Genomic DNA, 16070 nt, shown 5'->3' with positions numbered 1-16070 from the left:
CGCGATGACACGGGCCTACCTGACATCACGGGCCTACGTCATGACACCGCGTTCGCGGATCAGCGCCCCACCGCATACCCCTGCATCCCCCGCGGGTTCGCCGCCGCCGACAGCACGCCCGTCCCCGGATCCCGTGCGACCGCGCACAGCCGGCCCTCGGACCATGCGTCGCCGACCTGGACGTCGTGGCCGCGGCGGCGCAGCTCCTCGATGACCCCGGCGTCCATACGGGACTCGACGGTGACACTGCCGGGCCACATACCGCGCGGGTAGAAGGAGCCGGGGAAGCTGTCGTTGTGCCAGTTCGGCTCGTCGATCGCGCCCTGGAGGTCGAGACCTCCGCGCACCTCGGCGCGCAGGGCCACGGAGAGGAAGAAGTGTGTCTGCCACTGGTCCTGCTGGTCACCGCCCGGTGTGCCGAACGCCATGACCGGCACCCCGTCGCGCAGCGCGAGGGAGGGTGTCAGGGTGGTGCGCGGACGGCGGCCCGGCGTCAGGGAGTTGGGCAGTCCTTCCTCCAGCCAGGCCATCTGGAGCCGGGTGCCGAGCGGGAAGCCCAGTTCGGGTACGACCGGGTTGGACTGCAGCCAGCCTCCGCTGGGCGTGGCGGCGACCATGTTGCCCCAGCGGTCGACGACGTCGAGGTGGCAGGTGTCGCCGCGGGTACCGCCGTCCGGCGCCACCTCGGGGTGCGCAACAGCCCGGGCCACTGTGGGTTCCCCGGCACCCGGCACCGCGAGCGCGTCGAAGCCCGGCTCCCCGGCGGCCACCACGCGCGCGTGCTCACTCATCCGCGGAACGCGCCCTCCGGGGCTGCCGGGGCACAGCTCACGCGACGCCTTGTCCCCGACGAGCGCGCGCCTGGCGGTGTTGTACGACTCCGAGAGCAGCACGTCGAGCGGCACCTCGGCCGCGTCCCCGTACCAGGCCTCCCGGTCGGCCATCGCGAGCTTGCAGCCCTCGATCAGCAGGTGGACGTACTCGGCGGAGCCGTAGCGCGGCAGTTCCGGCGGCAGCAGGGCCAACTGCTGGAGCAGCACCGGGCCCTGGCTCCAGGGGCCGGCCTTGCACAGGGTCCAGCCGCGCCAGTCGTACGTCGCCGGGGCCTCGTAGCTCGCGGACCAGGAGGCCAGATCGGCGGCCGTCAGGGTGCCGGTATGGCGCTCGCCGCTGGTGTCCAGGGTGGGACGCCGCCCCTGGCGTACGAGCGCCTCGGCGATGAAACCGGAACGCCACACGTTCCGCGCGGCCTCGATCTGCGCCACCCGGTCCGCCTCCTCGGAGACCTCGGCGAGCAGCCGTCGCCAGGTGTCGGCAAGGGCGGGATTGCGGAACAGTTCGCCGGGTCGCGGAGCCCTGCCACCCGGTAGATACACCTCGGCCGAGGACGTCCACTCCGTCTCGAAGAGCTCGCGCACGGTCTCCACCGTCTCGCCGATGCGCTCCACGGGCGCGTGCCCGTCCTCCGCGTACCCGATGGCGTACTTCAGTACGTCGGCGAGGGACTTGGTGCCGTGGTCGCGCAGGAGCAGCATCCAGGCGTCGAATGCGCCGGGCACGGCGGCGGCGAGCGGCCCGGTACCGGGTACGAGATCCAGACCGAGTCCGCTGTAGTGGGCGATCGTCGCTCCGGCTGGCGCGACGCCCTGCCCGCACAGCACCCGCACCTCGCCGCCCACGGGGGCGATGATGATCGGGACCTCGCCCGCCGGTCCGTTGAGGTGCGGCTCGACGACGTGCAGGACGAACCCGGCGGCGACCGCGGCGTCGTAGGCGTTGCCGCCGTCCTCCAGGACGGCCATCGCCGACTGTGAGGCGAGCCAGTGCGTCGAGGACACCATGCCGAAGGTGCCCTGGAGCGTCGGTCGGGTTGTGAACATGCCGTGCCACCTCGCTGAGCCGAACGATCAACCTCGCGATCGACTATGGCACTTGCGGCTCCCCGGAGGACAGGGCGCGCGGTCATCGCAGGCACCCCGCCCGCAATGACCGGAATCAATCATCCGAGGTCGGCGTTGGTCCTCGTAAAACGGAACGGAGGCGGATCGGTGCACGGTGAGTACAAGGTCCCCGGCGGCAAGCTGGTCGTGGTGGATCTGGACGTGGCGGGCGGAGTCCTGCGCCACGCGCGCGTGGCGGGCGATTTCTTCCTCGAACCGGACGAGGCGCTGGACGCCGTCAACCACGCGCTGAACGGCGCCTCCGCGGACACCGACGCGGCAGGACTGGCCGCCCGTATCGACGCCGCGCTGCCCGAGGGCACGGTGATGTACGGCCTGACCTCGGAGGGCATCGCCATCGCCGTCCGCAGGGCCCTCGCGCACGCCACCGACTGGACCGACTACGACTGGCAGCTGATCCACGAGGGCCCCCAGTCCCCCACGCTGCACATGGCCCTGGACGAGGTCCTGACCGGCGAGGTCGCCGCGTGCCACCGCCCCCCGACGCTGCGCGTGTGGGAGTGGGCCGCGCCCGCCGTGATCATCGGCAGCTTCCAGTCGCTGCGCAACGAGGTCGACCCGGCCGGTGCCGAGCGGCACGGCATCGAGGTGGTGCGGCGGATCTCCGGCGGCGGCGCGATGTTCGTGGAACCGGGCAACACCATCACCTACTCGCTCTCCGTGCCCGAGGCCCTCGTCCAGGGGCTGTCGTTCCAGGACAGCTACGCGTACCTCGACGACTGGGTGCTCGGCGCGCTCGGCGACATGGGGATCAAGGCCTGGTACCAGCCGCTGAACGACATCGCCACGGAGGCAGGGAAGGTCGCGGGCGCCGCGCAGAAGCGGATGGTCGGCCCGGGTGGCGGGCCCGGCGCGGTGCTCCACCACGTGACCATGGCGTACGACATCGACGCCGACAAGATGCTCGAAGTGCTGCGCATCGGCCGGGAGAAGCTCTCCGACAAGGGCACGCGAAGCGCGAAGAAGCGGGTGGATCCGCTGCGTCGGCAGACCGGCCTGGCGCGCGAGGCGGTCATCGAGCAGATGATCGACTCGTTCCGCGGCCGGTACGGACTGACGGACGGCAAGGTGACACCGCAGGAGCTGGCGCGCGCGGAGGAACTGGTGCGGACGAAGTTCGGGTCGCCGGAGTGGACGAGCCGGGTGCCGTAGGCGGCCGCGTACGTCATCGCCTTTCAGGAAGCCGACTTCGGGGCGGGGACCCACGGATGCGTACCGAGTATGTTCTCCGGGCCGATGTCGAGAGGCCATTCAGGGCGTACGTTCACGGCGTCCTGCCCCTTGTCCGGCGCGACGCGGAGATACGTACCGTCCTCGGCCGCCATCCGCCACACCAGCCCCGCCTCCGCGGTCTCGCCCGGCCCGAGCGTGAAGGGCTCGGGGCCGGTGTCGTCCGACGCCATGGGCACGCCCTCCGTCCCTTCGATCGTGCGCACGCCCGGAATCGGGTCGCCCGCCTCGTCCAGGACGCTGACGGAGGGATAGCCGTTCAGCTCGTACGGCTGCTCGCCGCAGTTGGTCACGGAGAGCGTCATGGCTCGCAGCCCCATGGCCCCGTCGACGGGACCGGCATGGAAGCGCAGACCGGACGACGGGCAACCGCTCACCGGCTGGACCGCTATCGACGGTGCGGACGAGGGCGTGGCGGGCACGGGCGGTGGCGCGGCCCGCGTCTCCGACGGCGTGGGCGTGCGTTCGGGGTTGAGTTCGCGGTCCAGCTCGGCGGAGAGCCCGCACCCGCTCGCGGTCAACGCCAGCACACAGGCGAGGACGGCACCACGGGTCGGCTTCAGGCGTATCGCGATCACGCGCCGATGATGGCATGCGGCCCTGACGAGATCCGTAAGACGGCGAGTTCACCTCAGGACCTCCGTCGGCCCCCCGCGGCAGTTCGGCACCCACCAGGAAGCCGCGCACCCCCGTCGTCGTCCACACCGACCCCGAGTCCCACATCCCGTCAACAGCAAGTCACTGTCACCGCACAGGCACAGAGCGAGTTCACACTTCCGCCCCACAGGGACTCGTGTGACACTGGCGTCCCGTCCGCAGTGCGGGCCACCTCCGCACCGTCCCCCACGAGAAGTGCGCCGTGCGTTCTCTTCCTTTGCCGCTCGCTCTCACCGCGCGTCTGCTGCCGGTCGCCGTGCTCGCCTCGGTGGGCTGGGCGTTGTCGTCCGGTCCGCTCGCCGCGACCCCGACCGCCGCTGAGGACAAACCGTCTCAAAAGCCTACGGATTCGGCGTCCGGGCCCTCGACGTCCGCGGCCACCAAGACGTACGCCGCGTCCCCCGCACCCTGTACCAGCGTGACCGAAAAGACGATCAAGGCGCTGGTCCCGGGCGCCAAGACGGCCGGTCAGGAGATCGCGTCGACCGACAAGGCCGTCCGCCGCACCTGCTCCTGGAACGCGCTGAAGGGGTTCGACTACCGCTGGCTCGACGTCTCGTACGAGATCAAGGAGTCGGACACGGCGGCGCAGACGTCCTACAAGGAGCGCGTCGCGGACAAGAGCGGCGGCGGGGCGGTCCCCGGCGTCGCCGACACGGCCTACTCGGTCGTGAACCTCACCTCCGAGGACAAGCAGGACACCCGCGAGGGAGTGGTGATCGTCCGCGCGTCCAACGCAGTGATCGTCATCACGTACAACGGCAGCGACTTCGAGACGAAGAAGTCGCCGAGTGCCGACGTGATCAACAAGGGCGCCATCAGTGCCGCCAAGGACGCGGTGGCCGCACTGGAGAAGACCCAGCAGAGCTGAACGTCGGAGCACAGCAGACCTGACCGTCGAAACACGGCGGAGCCAGCCGTCGAAACACGGCGGAGCTGACCGTCAAAGCACAGCTGGGCCGACCGCCAGCAAACGGTCAGCCCCGCCCAAGTGCCCCTGAATCAGACAGCCGTCTTCCCACGCCCACGCGCCAGCATCAGCGCCAGGTACAGCGCCATCGACGTGCCGAGCCCGACCGCCCAGCCGTAGTCGGCCAGTGACTCCAGCGCCGGAATGGGCCGTCCGTCGATCAGCGGATGGAAGTCGGCGCCCCCGACGGCCAGCACACCGCCGGTGACGAAGGCGACGACGGCCCGCCAGTTCCAGCCGCCGTCGTACCAGTAACGTCCGCCCGTGCTGTACAGGTCGGCGAGGTCGAGCTTGGTCCGGCGCAGGATCCAGTAGTCGGCGATGAGGATGCCCGCGACCGTGCCGAGCAGACCGCCGACCAGGCCGAGCCAGGTGAAGATGTAGCCCTGCGGGTCGGAGTACAGCCTCCACGGGAAGATCAGTACGCCGAGGACGCAGGTGACGAGGGCGCCGGCCCGGAAACTGATCTTCCGGGGCGCGATGTTGGAGAAGTCGAAGGCCGGTGAGACCAGGTTGGCCGCGACGTTCACGGACAGGGTCGCCACCAGCACGGTGACCAGCGCGAAGATGATGCCGAAGACGTTGTCCGTCTTGGCGGCCAGCTGGACCGGGTCCCAGATCGCCTCGCCGTACACCGCCTGCGAGCCCGAGGTGACCATGACGGACAGGAAGGCGAACAGCGTCATGGTGGTGGGCAGGCCGAGCGCCTGGCCCCACGTCTGGGCCTTCTGACTCTTCCCGTACCGGGTGAAGTCCGGGATGTTCAGCGACAGCGTGGACCAGAAGCCGATCATGCCCATGAGCGCGGGAGCGAACAGCGTCCAGAAGTCGGGTCCCCAGCCGAGCTTGGACGGCTGGTCGAGCAGCGGGCCGAAGCCGCCCGCCTTGTCGCTCATCCACCACAGCATCACGCCGGCGCCGACGAGCACGAAGGGCGCCGCCCAGTTCTCGAAGCGGCGGATCGTCTCCATGCCCCGGTAGATGATGGCGACCTGGAGCACCCAGAAGATCGCGAAGGACAGCCACATGGTCCAGGCGTAGCCACCGATGTGGCCGGCGCCGGCCCAGCTGTCGCCGAGCAACTTCCCGGCGAGGAAGAAGATCGCCTCACCGCCGATCCAGGTCTGGATACCGAACCAGCCACAGGCCACCAACGCCCTTACGACAGCAGGCAGGTTGGCGCCACGGACGCCGAAGGAGGCCCGCGCGAAGACGGGGAACGGAATGCCGTACTTGGGTCCCGCGTGCCCGGTGAGCAGCATCGGGACGAGCACGATCAGGTTGGCCAGCGCGATGGTGAAGACGGCCTGCTTCCAGTCCATGCCGACGGCGATCAGACCGGAAGCCAGGGTCCAGGAAGCGGTGTTGTGGGCCATACCGACCCAGAGCGCCGAGAAGTTGTACGTGGTCCAGGTCCGCTTCTCGATCGGAACCGGCAGCAGGTCCTCGTTGGCGTAGGGGCCGCTCGGCAGGGGCGCGCCGGGGGCTATCTCCACCCGGCCGTCCGGGAGCGTGACTTGAGCGGCGGGCGGCGAACTCTCGGCGGGGACGGTCTCGGTCATGGGCAGGCCCATCAGGTGAGGAGTGGCAGGAAAGGCCGTGCGGGGCACTTGGGGGGCGCGGGGGGGCGCCCTGGCCCCCTTCCCGGGACGGCGGGAAGGGGAGAACGGGGAGGGGCCTCAAGGCCCCCTGCACTACCGGCCGTTGACGGCCGGGATGACCTTCGTCCCGTACGCGTCGATGGTCGCCTCCTGCGCGTCGTGCATGTCGTACACCGCGAACTGGTCGACGCCCAGAGCACGCAGCGCGTTCAGCTTCTCGATGTGCCGCTCGGGCGTGCCGATGAGGCAGAACCGGTCGACGATCTCGTCGGGCACGAACTTGGTGTCGGGGTTGTCGCTGCGGCCGTGGTGGGAGTAGTCGTAGCCCTCGCGGGCCTTGATGTACTCGGTGAGTTCGTCGGGTACGGCGGCGGAGTGCTCCCCGTACTTGGAGACGAGGTCGGCGACGTGGTTGCCGACCATGCCGCCGAACCAGCGGCACTGTTCGCGGGCGTGGGCGAGCGCCTCGGGTGAGTCGTCCGCGGTGACGTACGCGGGTGCCGCCACGCAGATCTTGACCTCGGACGGGTCACGGCCCGCGCCGACCGCCGCGTCCTTCACCGCCTTGACCATGTACTCGGTGAGGTACAGATCGGCGAGCTGGAGGATGAACCCGTCGGCCTCCTCGCCGGTCATCTTCAGGGCCTTGGGCCCGTACGCGGCCATCCAGACAGGGAGTTCGGCACCCGGCCTGACCCAGGGGAGCTTGATGACGGTGCCGCCGAGGTCGGCCTCCTCGCCACGCGCGAGGGCCCGGATGACCTTCATGGCGCCGCTGATCCGGGCCAGCGTGTTGGGCTTGCGTCCGGCGACGCGCATCGCCGAGTCGCCGCGCCCGATGCCGCACACCGTGCGGTTGCCGTACATGTCGTTGAGCGTCGCGAAGGTGGAGGCGGTGACCTCCCAGGTGCGGGTGCCCGGGTTCGTGACCATCGGGCCGACCGTCAACTTCTCGGTGTTCGCGAGGATCTGACTGTAGATCACGAAGGGTTCCTGCCACAGCACGGCCGAGTCGAAGGTCCAGCCGTACGTGAAGCCGTTGCCCTCGGCCCGCTTCATCAGGTCGATGACGCGGGAGGCAGGGGGGTCTGTCTGCAGGACGAGTCCGAAGTCCATGGCGCCACTCCTGGTCGCTCGGAGAAGGTTCAGAGAAGGTACTGACAGGTGGAGCGGGGGGTGTAGACGCCGTGGCCCGCGCGTCCGGTGAACTCCCGCTCGGTGATGACGCGTTCGCCGCGCGAGAGCACCGTCTCGACCCGGCCGGTGAGCCGCTTGCCCTCGTACGCCGAGTAGTCGACGTTCATGTGGTGGGTCTCGGCCGACAGGACCTGCTCGGCGTGCGGATCGTAGATGACGATGTCGGCGTCGGCGCCCGGCGCGATGGTGCCCTTCTTCGGGTACAGGCCGAACATCCGGGCCGGGGTCGCGCAGGCGATCTCGATCCAGCGGCGGCGCGAGATGTGCCCGTCGACGACGGCCTGGTGGAGCAGGTCCATCCGGTTCTCGACGCCCGGGAGTCCGTTGGGGATCTTCGAGAAGTCGCCGCGTCCGAGTTCCTTCTGGCCCACGAAGCAGAAGGGGCAGTGGTCGGTGGAGACGACCTGGAGGTCGTTCGTACGCAGTCCGCGCCACAGGGCGGCCTGGTGCTGCTTGGGCCGAAGTGGCGTACTGCACACGTACTTCGCGCCCTCGAAGTCGGGCTCGGCCAGGTTGTCCGTGGACAGGAAGAGGTACTGCGGACAGGTCTCACCGAAGACGTTCAGGCCCTCGTCGCGCGCCCGCGTCAGCTCGGCGACCGCCTCCTGCGCCGAGACATGCACCACGTACAGGGGTGCTCCGGCGACCTGCGCGAGTTTGATGGCGCGGTGGGTGGCCTCGGCCTCAAGGAGCGCCTTGCGCACCTCGCCATGGAAGCGGGGGGCGGTCTCGCCGCGCGCCAGCGCCTGCTCCACCAGCACGTCGATCGCGATGCCGTTCTCCGCGTGCATCATGATCAGCCCGCCGTTCTCGGCGGAGCGCTGCATGGCACGCAGGATCTGGCCGTCGTCGCTGTAGAAGACGCCCGGGTAGGCCATGAACTGCTTGAAGGAGGTGACGCCCTCCTCGACAAGGAGGTCCATCTCCTTGAGTGTCTCCTGGTTGACGTCGGAGACGATCATGTGGAAGCCGTAGTCGATGGCGCACTTGCCGTCCGCCTTGGCGTTCCAGGCGTCGAGGCCCTCGCGCAGCGAGTGGCCCACGCTCTGCACCGCGAAGTCGATGATGGTGGTGGTGCCGCCCCAGGCCGCGGCCCTGGTGCCCGTCTCGAAGGTGTCGGAGGCGAAGGTGCCGCCGAAGGGCAGCTCCATGTGGGTGTGCGCGTCGACGCCGCCCGGGATGACGTACTTGCCGGTGGCGTCCATGGTCCGCTCGGCCGTCCACGCGTCGGCCGCCGGGGTGCCGGTGGCGGCGAGAGCGGCGATCCGGCCGTCCTCGATCAGGACGTCGGCATGGATCTCGTCGGACGCGGTGACGACGAGGCCACCACGGATGACGGTACGGCTCATGGTCCCTCTCCTTCCGGTCGTGCGTGCACTGAGGGAATACCGAAGCTGTTGAAGACTGGGGTCAACGCTGTTTCCTGGTAGGCAGATCGGTCCCGCGGGCCCGACCCCCCGTGAGCCGGGCCCGCGTGAACCGGACCGCCGTGCAGCGGACCCGCCGCGGCTACGGAGCCGTCAGCGACCCGTACGCCCCCGGAGCGCGGTCCCGGTAGAACTGCCACCGGTCGCGCACCTCGCGGAGCTTGGCCAGGTCCAGGTCCCGGACGACGAGCTCGGTCTCCTTGTCGCCGGCCACCTCGCCGACGAACTGGGCCTCCGGGTCCACGAAGTACGAGGTCCCGTAGAAGTCGTTGTCGCCGTACTCCTCGACGCCCACCCGGTTGATCGCGCCCACGAAGTACTCGTTGGCGACGGCCGCGGCCGGCTGCTCCAGCTGCCACAGGTAGCCGGACAGGCCGCGCGAGGTGGCCGACGGGTTGAACACGATCTCGGCGCCCGCGAGACCCAGCGCCCGCCAGCCCTCCGGGAAGTGCCGGTCGTAGCAGATGTAGACACCGATCTTCCCGACGGCGGTGTCGAAGACCGGCCAGCCGGAGTTGCCCGGCCGGAAGTAGAACTTCTCCCAGAATCCCTGCACTTGGGGGATGTGGGTCTTGCGGTACTTGCCCAGGTACGAGCCGTCGGCGTCGATCACGGCCGCGGTGTTGTACAGGACGCCGGGCTGCTCCTCCTCGTACATCGGCAGGACGAGGACGATGCCCAGTTCCCTGGCCAGCGCCTGGAAGCGCCGGACGATCGGGCCTTCGGGGATCTGCTCGGCGTACTCGTAGAACGCCTTGTCCTGGACCTGGCAGAAGTACGGCCCGTAGAACAGCTCCTGGAAGCACAGGACCTGTGCGCCCTGCGCGGCCGCGTCGCGGACCGCCTGCTCGTGGACCTGGATCATCGATTCCTTGTCGCCGGTCCACGCGGTCTGGAAGACGGCGGCTCGGATCACTCTGCTCATCGGGACCTCCGGTCGCTCGGTGTACGAGGAGCCTAGGAAGTCCCGGAGCCGGGTTTGAGTTGCACCGTGTCACGTCTACGGACGCCGGTCGTTCCACCGTGTCACTCTCGCCCGTACGCACGCGTTTCCCGCTCATTTCCACGGCATTTCACCTCTGTTGGGCGTCGTGCGCGAGCAGCGCGATGTGTACGGAGGCGGCCTGCTCGAAGTCGTCGAGGTCGACGCCGAGGCGGGCCTCTATGACCTCAAGACGGCGATACAGCGCGGGCCTGCTGACATGGTGGAGTTGCGCGGTGCGTGATTTGTTGCGGCCGGTCGCGAGATACGTCCGCAGCACGGGCAGCAGCTCCGACTCGGCGTCAGCGCCGCACAGCAGCCCGTCCAACTCCCGCTCGGCGAAGGACTGCACGTTCGGGTCGTCCCGCAACAGCCTCACCAGGCCGCGCAGATGGACGTCACGCAGCCGCAGGAGAACCGGCTGCTCCTGGTCGGCGGGCGCGTCGGCCGCTGCCTCCGCGACATGCAGCGCTTCGCGCAGGCCCGCGGGGACATCGTCCCATGCCGTACGGGGGGACGCGGCGGCCACGATCGTAGGGGTGCCGCTCTCGTGCCGCAGCCGTACGGCGAAGTGGGTGGCCAGCGCCTCCGCGTCCTGGTCCCTGGCGAGGCTGAGCAGCACGGCGGTGGCCCCGTCCGCGAGCTCGGCGACCAGGCCCAAAAGCCCCAACAACCGCAGCACACGGTCGAGTTCGGCCGGGTCACCGTCCCGCACCACCAGCGGCACGAACGCCCGCCGGTTGACGGGCAGCCCGGCCGCCCGCGCCCGCGGCAACAGCTGCCGGGCCGGTAGGACACCGCTCACCAGGTCGGTCAGCAGGCTCTGTGCGGACTGCTCCTCCCACGTGTGCACGGAGCTGCCGAGCATCCGGTGCAGGACAAGGGCCTCGGCGCCCCGGTCGGCGAGCAGCCGCCCGGTGGCGGCGTCACCGCGGTAACCGCACAGCACGATGCGGCCCCAGCGCTCCCCCCGCCCGCCCAGCTCGGCCCTGATCCACCCGTCGCCCTCGCTGCCGCCCGCCTGCCGGGAGATGCGCTCCCAGTCACGCAGCACGTCGTCCACGGCGGACCGCTCCCCCGCTGTGGCGAGGACCCGGTGGGCGACGTTGGTGACGACGACGGGACAGGCGGCGTGCCCGGCGATCTCGCCGAGCATGCGCTGCAGCGGAGCGCCCGAGGTGATGAGCCCCGTCAGCGCCGTCCGTACGGCCTCGGAGAGGCTCACGGCCGCGAACTTGCTTCTGACCAGCCTGGATTGAACCTCCTCCGTCAACTCGGCGAAGGGAAAGGGCCGGTGGAGCACCACCATCGGCAGCCCGCACCGCTCGGCGGCCCTGCGCATCACGTCCGGCGGCGTGGGGAAGGCGCGGCCGAGTCCGAGGACGACGGCCGCGGCCTCCGCGCGGTGCAGCGAACGGATGTACTCAACCTGCGCCTCCACGTCGCCGGCGAGCAGCACCCCGGTGGTGAGCACCATTTCGCCGCCCGTGAGCATCACACCGACGTCGGCGGCCTCGGCGACATGCACCCAGCGCACGGCCCGGTCGAGATGGCTCGCCCCGGCCACCACCTCGGGCTCTCCGGCGAGCACCCGGTCCATGGTGAGGACCTGGCGTACCGAAAGCGCGGGCTCCAAGGCGGTGGTCATGGCGACGTTCCCTTACTCGGTCCTACGGGGTGATACACCTCAGCGCGCGCTCCAGGATCGCCGCGCCCTCCTCCGCCTCCGCGACGGTGAGGGTCAGCGGCGGCGCGATCCGCAGCACGCTGGTGTTGTGACCACCGCCCTTGCCGATCAACAGGCCTGCGTCCCGGGCCGCTTCGAGCACGGCGGCGGCGCCTTCCGGATGAGCCTCGTCCGTGCCGGGCTTGACCAGCTCGACGCCGATCATCAACCCACGGCCGCGGACCTCCCGTACGCCGTCCACGTGCGCGGTGATCGCCCGCAGCCGCTCGATGAGCAGCCCGCCGACGCGCCGGGCGTTGCCCTGGAGGTCGTGTTCGAGGAGGTACGTGAGGTTCGCGAGACCCGCCGCCATGGTGACCGGCGAGCCGCCGAAGGTCGAAATGGAGTTGGAGTCGAGGCAGTTCATGATCTCGGCGCGCGCCACGACACCGCCGACGGACATGCCGTTGCCGATGCCCTTGGCGAAGGTGAGCATGTCCGGCGGGCCCGCGTCGGCGTGCGCCTGCCAGCCCCAGAAGTGCTCGCCCGTCCGCCCCCAGCCGGTCTGCACCTCGTCGGAGATCCAGAGGATGCCGCGCTCGTGCAGGACCTCGCGGAAGGCCGCGAACAGACCGTCGGGCGGGGCCGTGAAACCGCCGACGCCCTGGACGGGCTCGGCGATCAGGGCCGCGGGCGGCCGCACATGACCGAGCAGGTCCTCCAGGTCGGCGACGCAGGCCGCGATGAACTCGGCGTCGCTGAGATGGGCGTACGGACCACGGGTGCGGACGCCGCCATGGACGTACAGCGTCTGGAGCGGTGAGAGCGAGGTCGGCGACCAGCCCTTGTTGCCGGTGATGCCGACCGTGGTGAACGAGCGGCCGTGGTAGCTGTTGCGCATCGCCAGGATCTGGTTGCTCCGGCGGTACGCGGTGGCGAGCAGCAGGGCCGTGTCGTTGGCCTCCGTGCCGGAGGTGGTGAAGAAGACGCGCGCGTCCGGGATGCCGGACAACTGGGCGATCCGCTCGGCGAGTTCGACCATCGGCCGGTTGAGATAGAGGGTCGAGGAATGGATGATCCGGCCGGCCTGCTCGCTCACCGCCTTCGTCACCTCGGGCAGCGCGTGCGCCGTCATGGTGGTGAGGATGCCGCCGAAGAAGTCGAGGTACTTGTTGCCCTTGGCGTCCCAGACGTGCCGGCCCTCGCCGTGGGTGATCTCGATCGGGTCCTCGTAGTAGAGGGCGAGCCAGTCGGGCAGCACGGCCTTGTGGCGCGCATACAGGTCGGTCACGGCTGCACCAGCCCCTCGTAGGCGTCGGGACGCCGGTCGCGGTAGAACGCCCACTGCTGGCGCACTTCGTCGATCAGGTCGAAGTCGAGGTCGCGGACGATGAGTTCCTCGGCCTTGTCGCTCGCCGTCTCACCGACGAACTGGCCGCGCGGGTCGACGAAGTACGAGGTTCCGTAGAAGTCGTTGTCGCCGTACTCCTCTTCGCCGACCCGGTTGATCGCGGCGATGAAGTACTCGTTGGCGACGGCCGCGGCGGGCTGTTCCAACTGCCAGAGGTGGGAGGAGAGGCCGCGGGAGGTCGCCGACGGGTTGTAGACGAGCTGGGCGCCGTTGAGACCGAGCTGACGCCAGCCCTCGGGGAAGTGGCGGTCGTAGCAGATGTAGACGCCGACGCGGCCCACCGCGGTGTCGAAGACGGGCCAGCCCAGGTTCCCCGGTTTGAAGTAGTACTTCTCCCAGAAGCCCTTGACCTGGGGGATGTGGTGCTTGCGGTACTTGCCGAGGTAGCTGCCGTCGGCGTCGATCACCGCCGCGGTGTTGAAGTAGAAGCCGGACTGTTCGACCTCGAAGACGGGCACGACGATGACCATGCCGGTCTCACGGGCGAGCTCCTGCATACGCGTGACGGTGGGCCCGTCCGGCACGGGCTCCGCCCAGCTGTAGTGCTCGGGCTCCTGGACCTGGCAGAAGTAGGGCGCGTTGAAGACTTCCTGGAAGCCGATGATCTTGGCGCCCTGCCGGGCCGCCTCGCGGGCGTGCTCCTCGTGCTTGGCGACCATGGATGCGGTGTCGCCGGTCCAGGTGGCCTGGACGAGAGCGGCGCGTACGACGTTGGCCATGAGCTGCTCCTTCGACAGGGACGTCAGAGAGCTTCTACGCCCGTAGACAAAGGCGGTAGAGGCTCGAAAGTAAGCCCACTGAACAGCCTTGCCAAGACCATCGTCGTTAACCCGCTGAGTCGATCACGTTTCGCACCTCTTGTGGGTGAGCGCGCGGGACCCGCGCCGGACCGGTCAGCTGGTGAACCCGGCGACCCGGAGGGCGTGGACGAGATCCCGGTGGCGCTCCTCGGAAACCCCCTTCGCGGCCTCCAGAAGGAGCGGCACCAGCCGCTGCGGGTCCGCTTCCGCGCTGTGGACCGTCTCCTCGGGGGTGCGCATCCGTACGTACGCGCCGAGGAGCGCGCGGATCTCCCGGTGGCGGCCCTCCTCCGCGAGGCCGAGTACGGCGGCCCCGATCTCCGGCGCGGGGCGGGCGACGCCCTGGCGCAGCAGCTGCTGCCCGTCGGCCGTGCGGCCCGCCGCGACGAGCGCGTCCGCGGCGGCGACCAGCCGGTCGGCGGGCAGCGAGGCGGCCTCCCACAGCAGGGTGGCCCAGTCGGCGTCGAGGCTCGCGCGGTGCAGTTCGGCGGCGAGCAGCGGGAAGCGGGGGGCCGGCCAGTACGCGGCCTCCACGAGCAGGGCGTGTGCCTCACCGCTGCGGCCTTCGCTCCGGAGCCGGACCAGTGCGCCCACGGTCTCGACGGTGTCCCGGCGGGCGTCGTCGTCCAGCGGGACCCGCCGCGGCTGCGCCGTCTCCGTCTCCGTGGCGGCTCCGGCGAAACGGGCTCCACGGGGGGCATGGCCGCCTTTCCCTGCCGGGGCGGGCACGGCGGGCGCCACCGCCTCAGGGGCGCCCGAGGGGGGCTGGGGCGTCTCCGCCTCCGGCTCGATCATTCCGGCGAAGCGGGCACTGCCTCGGGTGCGGCGCTTCGAGCGTTGCTTGGTGGGGGGCGTGCGGTCTTCCGTGGGGGGCTGGGGGGTGTCGGACCGCGCGCCGGGCGCGTGGGGGCTGTCGGGTCGCGCGTCAGGGGCGTGTACGCCGTCACGGTGCGCCGCAGCAGGGCGGGAGCCGTCGTCGCGCTGGGGGGTGGGGGCATACGCGCCGTCCCGCTGGGGGCGTGCGCCGGGGCTGGAACCGTCCGCGCCGTACGCGCCTTCACGCTGGGCTTGCCGGTCATACTCCGGGGCGTACTCATCCGGATACGCACCGGCAGCCGGGGCGTACACGCCGTCGCGCTGGGTGTGCGCGCCGGGGCTGGAACCGTCCGCGCCGTACGCGCCCTCACGCTGGGCTTGCCGGTCATACTCCGGGGCGTACTCATCCGGATACGCACCGGCAGCATTGTTCGAGGCGGGGCCAGGGAAGGGCGCCCCCGAGACCGCCCCGTCGTCCGGCATCCCGCCATCCGCGGACAACGACGACGGTCCCGTCTGCTCCGGAACGCGCCCGCGGCGGCGGGCCGCCCGGCCCGGTCCCAGCCCCCCGCGACTCGCCTCGGCCGACCTGTCCCCACCGCCTTGCCGAGCAGCGGCCCCGTCAGGCGGCTCCGCCCCGCTCTCGGGCTCCCACATCCCGAGGTTCGGTGCGCTCCGGGAATGCGGGTTCAGGGCGCTCCGGTCGATCTCGTCCATCCGGCGGCGGGTCTCCGCACAGCGGGCGGTCGCCCGTTCGTGGTCGTCGCGGGCCCAGGCGAGGTCGAGGCGGATCGAGTCGGCCTCCTCCTGCGAGGAGGCCGAGCGGAGCAGCCGGTCCAGCTCCGCCTGGCGCTCTGCGGCATAACGCTGTTCGCGGAGAACGACGTCGAGACGGTCGGCCAGGGCGTCGCGGCCACCCGGCCGGGCGTCGTACGCGGCGAGCGAGGCACCGTGCAGGGCGCGGGCCCGCTCGGTCTCCCGGGCGGCGGCGCGGTCGCCGTACTCAGCCGCGACGTCCTGGAGGAGTGCCTCCACGACGTCCCAGGGCGGCACCTCCCACCCGCCCAGGCAGGCCCGCATTCCGTCGGGGTCGCGCTGCCAGAACACTCCGCACCAGCCGCCACCCTGGTCGAGCCGTTCCATCAGCGTGTTCAGAAACCTTGCGAACTCTCCCACCTGAACCGGGAGTTGTTCCACAGCCATCACACAACTCCCGCCAGAATGGAGTGCTCTGATCCGGTAGAAAACACCCTCCGTGTTACGGAACGGCTACGAGTAGTTTTCGGACCGGACGCAGAGTCCTTTGATCCCACCGGGAGTTGCGGTGATCCGGCGGGGATCCGGAAGGCCCT

The 16070-nt window shown here is 70.3% G+C and carries 12 protein-coding genes; 2 read left to right on the top strand and 10 right to left on the bottom strand.

All coding sequences use genetic code 11. From position 1 onward, the window contains the following. Positions 1-59 precede the first annotated feature (59 nt). Positions 60-1880 carry a gamma-glutamyltransferase family protein gene (locus ACFWP7_RS32985; RefSeq protein ID WP_384389043.1) on the bottom strand — a complete coding sequence of 607 codons (1821 nt, stop codon included), beginning with the start codon at positions 1878-1880 and terminating at the stop codon, positions 60-62. 168 nt (positions 1881-2048) lie between these two features. On the opposite strand from ACFWP7_RS32985, the gene ACFWP7_RS32980 reads away from it, so the two are divergent. Next, positions 2049-3113, top strand: coding sequence for a biotin/lipoate A/B protein ligase family protein (locus tag ACFWP7_RS32980; RefSeq protein ID WP_384389040.1), 1065 nt, complete (start codon positions 2049-2051; stop codon positions 3111-3113). Positions 3114-3136: 23 nt separating this feature from the next. Here the strand turns inward: ACFWP7_RS32980 and ACFWP7_RS32975 are convergent, their stop codons facing one another. Beyond that, positions 3137-3769: a DUF4232 domain-containing protein gene (locus tag ACFWP7_RS32975; protein WP_384389037.1), complete on the bottom strand. Its 633-nt coding sequence runs from the start codon at positions 3767-3769 to the stop codon at positions 3137-3139. A 281-nt stretch (positions 3770-4050) separates the two neighbouring features. Here ACFWP7_RS32975 and ACFWP7_RS32970 point away from each other — a divergent pair, with 281 nt between their 5' ends. After that, positions 4051-4719, top strand: coding sequence for a hypothetical protein (locus ACFWP7_RS32970; RefSeq protein WP_384389035.1), 669 nt, complete (start codon positions 4051-4053; stop codon positions 4717-4719). Positions 4720-4850: 131 nt separating this feature from the next. Here the strand turns inward: ACFWP7_RS32970 and ACFWP7_RS32965 are convergent, their stop codons facing one another. The 8 genes from ACFWP7_RS32965 to ACFWP7_RS32930 form a co-directional block, all read right to left on the bottom strand. Further along, positions 4851-6380 (bottom strand): NCS1 family nucleobase:cation symporter-1, encoded by a 1530-nt coding sequence (locus ACFWP7_RS32965; protein WP_384389032.1) that lies wholly within the window; start codon positions 6378-6380, stop codon positions 4851-4853. Between the two features lie 132 nt (positions 6381-6512). Then, positions 6513-7535 carry a TIGR03842 family LLM class F420-dependent oxidoreductase gene (locus ACFWP7_RS32960; protein WP_384389030.1) on the bottom strand — a complete coding sequence of 341 codons (1023 nt, stop codon included), beginning with the start codon at positions 7533-7535 and terminating at the stop codon, positions 6513-6515. A gap of 29 nt (positions 7536-7564) precedes the next feature. Further along, positions 7565-8965, bottom strand: coding sequence for a dihydropyrimidinase (gene hydA / locus ACFWP7_RS32955; protein WP_384389027.1), 1401 nt, complete (start codon positions 8963-8965; stop codon positions 7565-7567). Between the two features lie 160 nt (positions 8966-9125). Then, positions 9126-9968 carry a nitrilase-related carbon-nitrogen hydrolase gene (locus ACFWP7_RS32950; protein ID WP_384389025.1) on the bottom strand — a complete coding sequence of 281 codons (843 nt, stop codon included), beginning with the start codon at positions 9966-9968 and terminating at the stop codon, positions 9126-9128. 148 nt (positions 9969-10116) lie between these two features. Beyond that, positions 10117-11673 (bottom strand): PucR family transcriptional regulator, encoded by a 1557-nt coding sequence (locus ACFWP7_RS32945; protein ID WP_384389023.1) that lies wholly within the window; start codon positions 11671-11673, stop codon positions 10117-10119. 22 nt (positions 11674-11695) lie between these two features. Then, positions 11696-12982: an aspartate aminotransferase family protein gene (locus ACFWP7_RS32940; RefSeq protein WP_384389020.1), complete on the bottom strand. Its 1287-nt coding sequence runs from the start codon at positions 12980-12982 to the stop codon at positions 11696-11698. Further along, positions 12979-13821, bottom strand: a complete 843-nt coding sequence (locus ACFWP7_RS32935; RefSeq protein ID WP_365427199.1) for a nitrilase-related carbon-nitrogen hydrolase — start codon at positions 13819-13821, stop codon at positions 12979-12981. The genes ACFWP7_RS32940 and ACFWP7_RS32935 overlap by 4 nt, the downstream gene beginning before the upstream one ends. Positions 13822-13995: 174 nt before the next feature. After that, positions 13996-15921: a hypothetical protein gene (locus ACFWP7_RS32930; RefSeq protein WP_384389017.1), complete on the bottom strand. Its 1926-nt coding sequence runs from the start codon at positions 15919-15921 to the stop codon at positions 13996-13998. Positions 15922-16070: the final 149 nt, after the last annotated feature.

The organism is Streptomyces sp. NPDC058470 (assembly GCF_042721055.1).
GTDB lineage: Bacteria > Actinomycetota > Actinomycetes > Streptomycetales > Streptomycetaceae > Streptomyces.
This window is presented reverse-complemented; position numbering and strand designations above follow the sequence as displayed.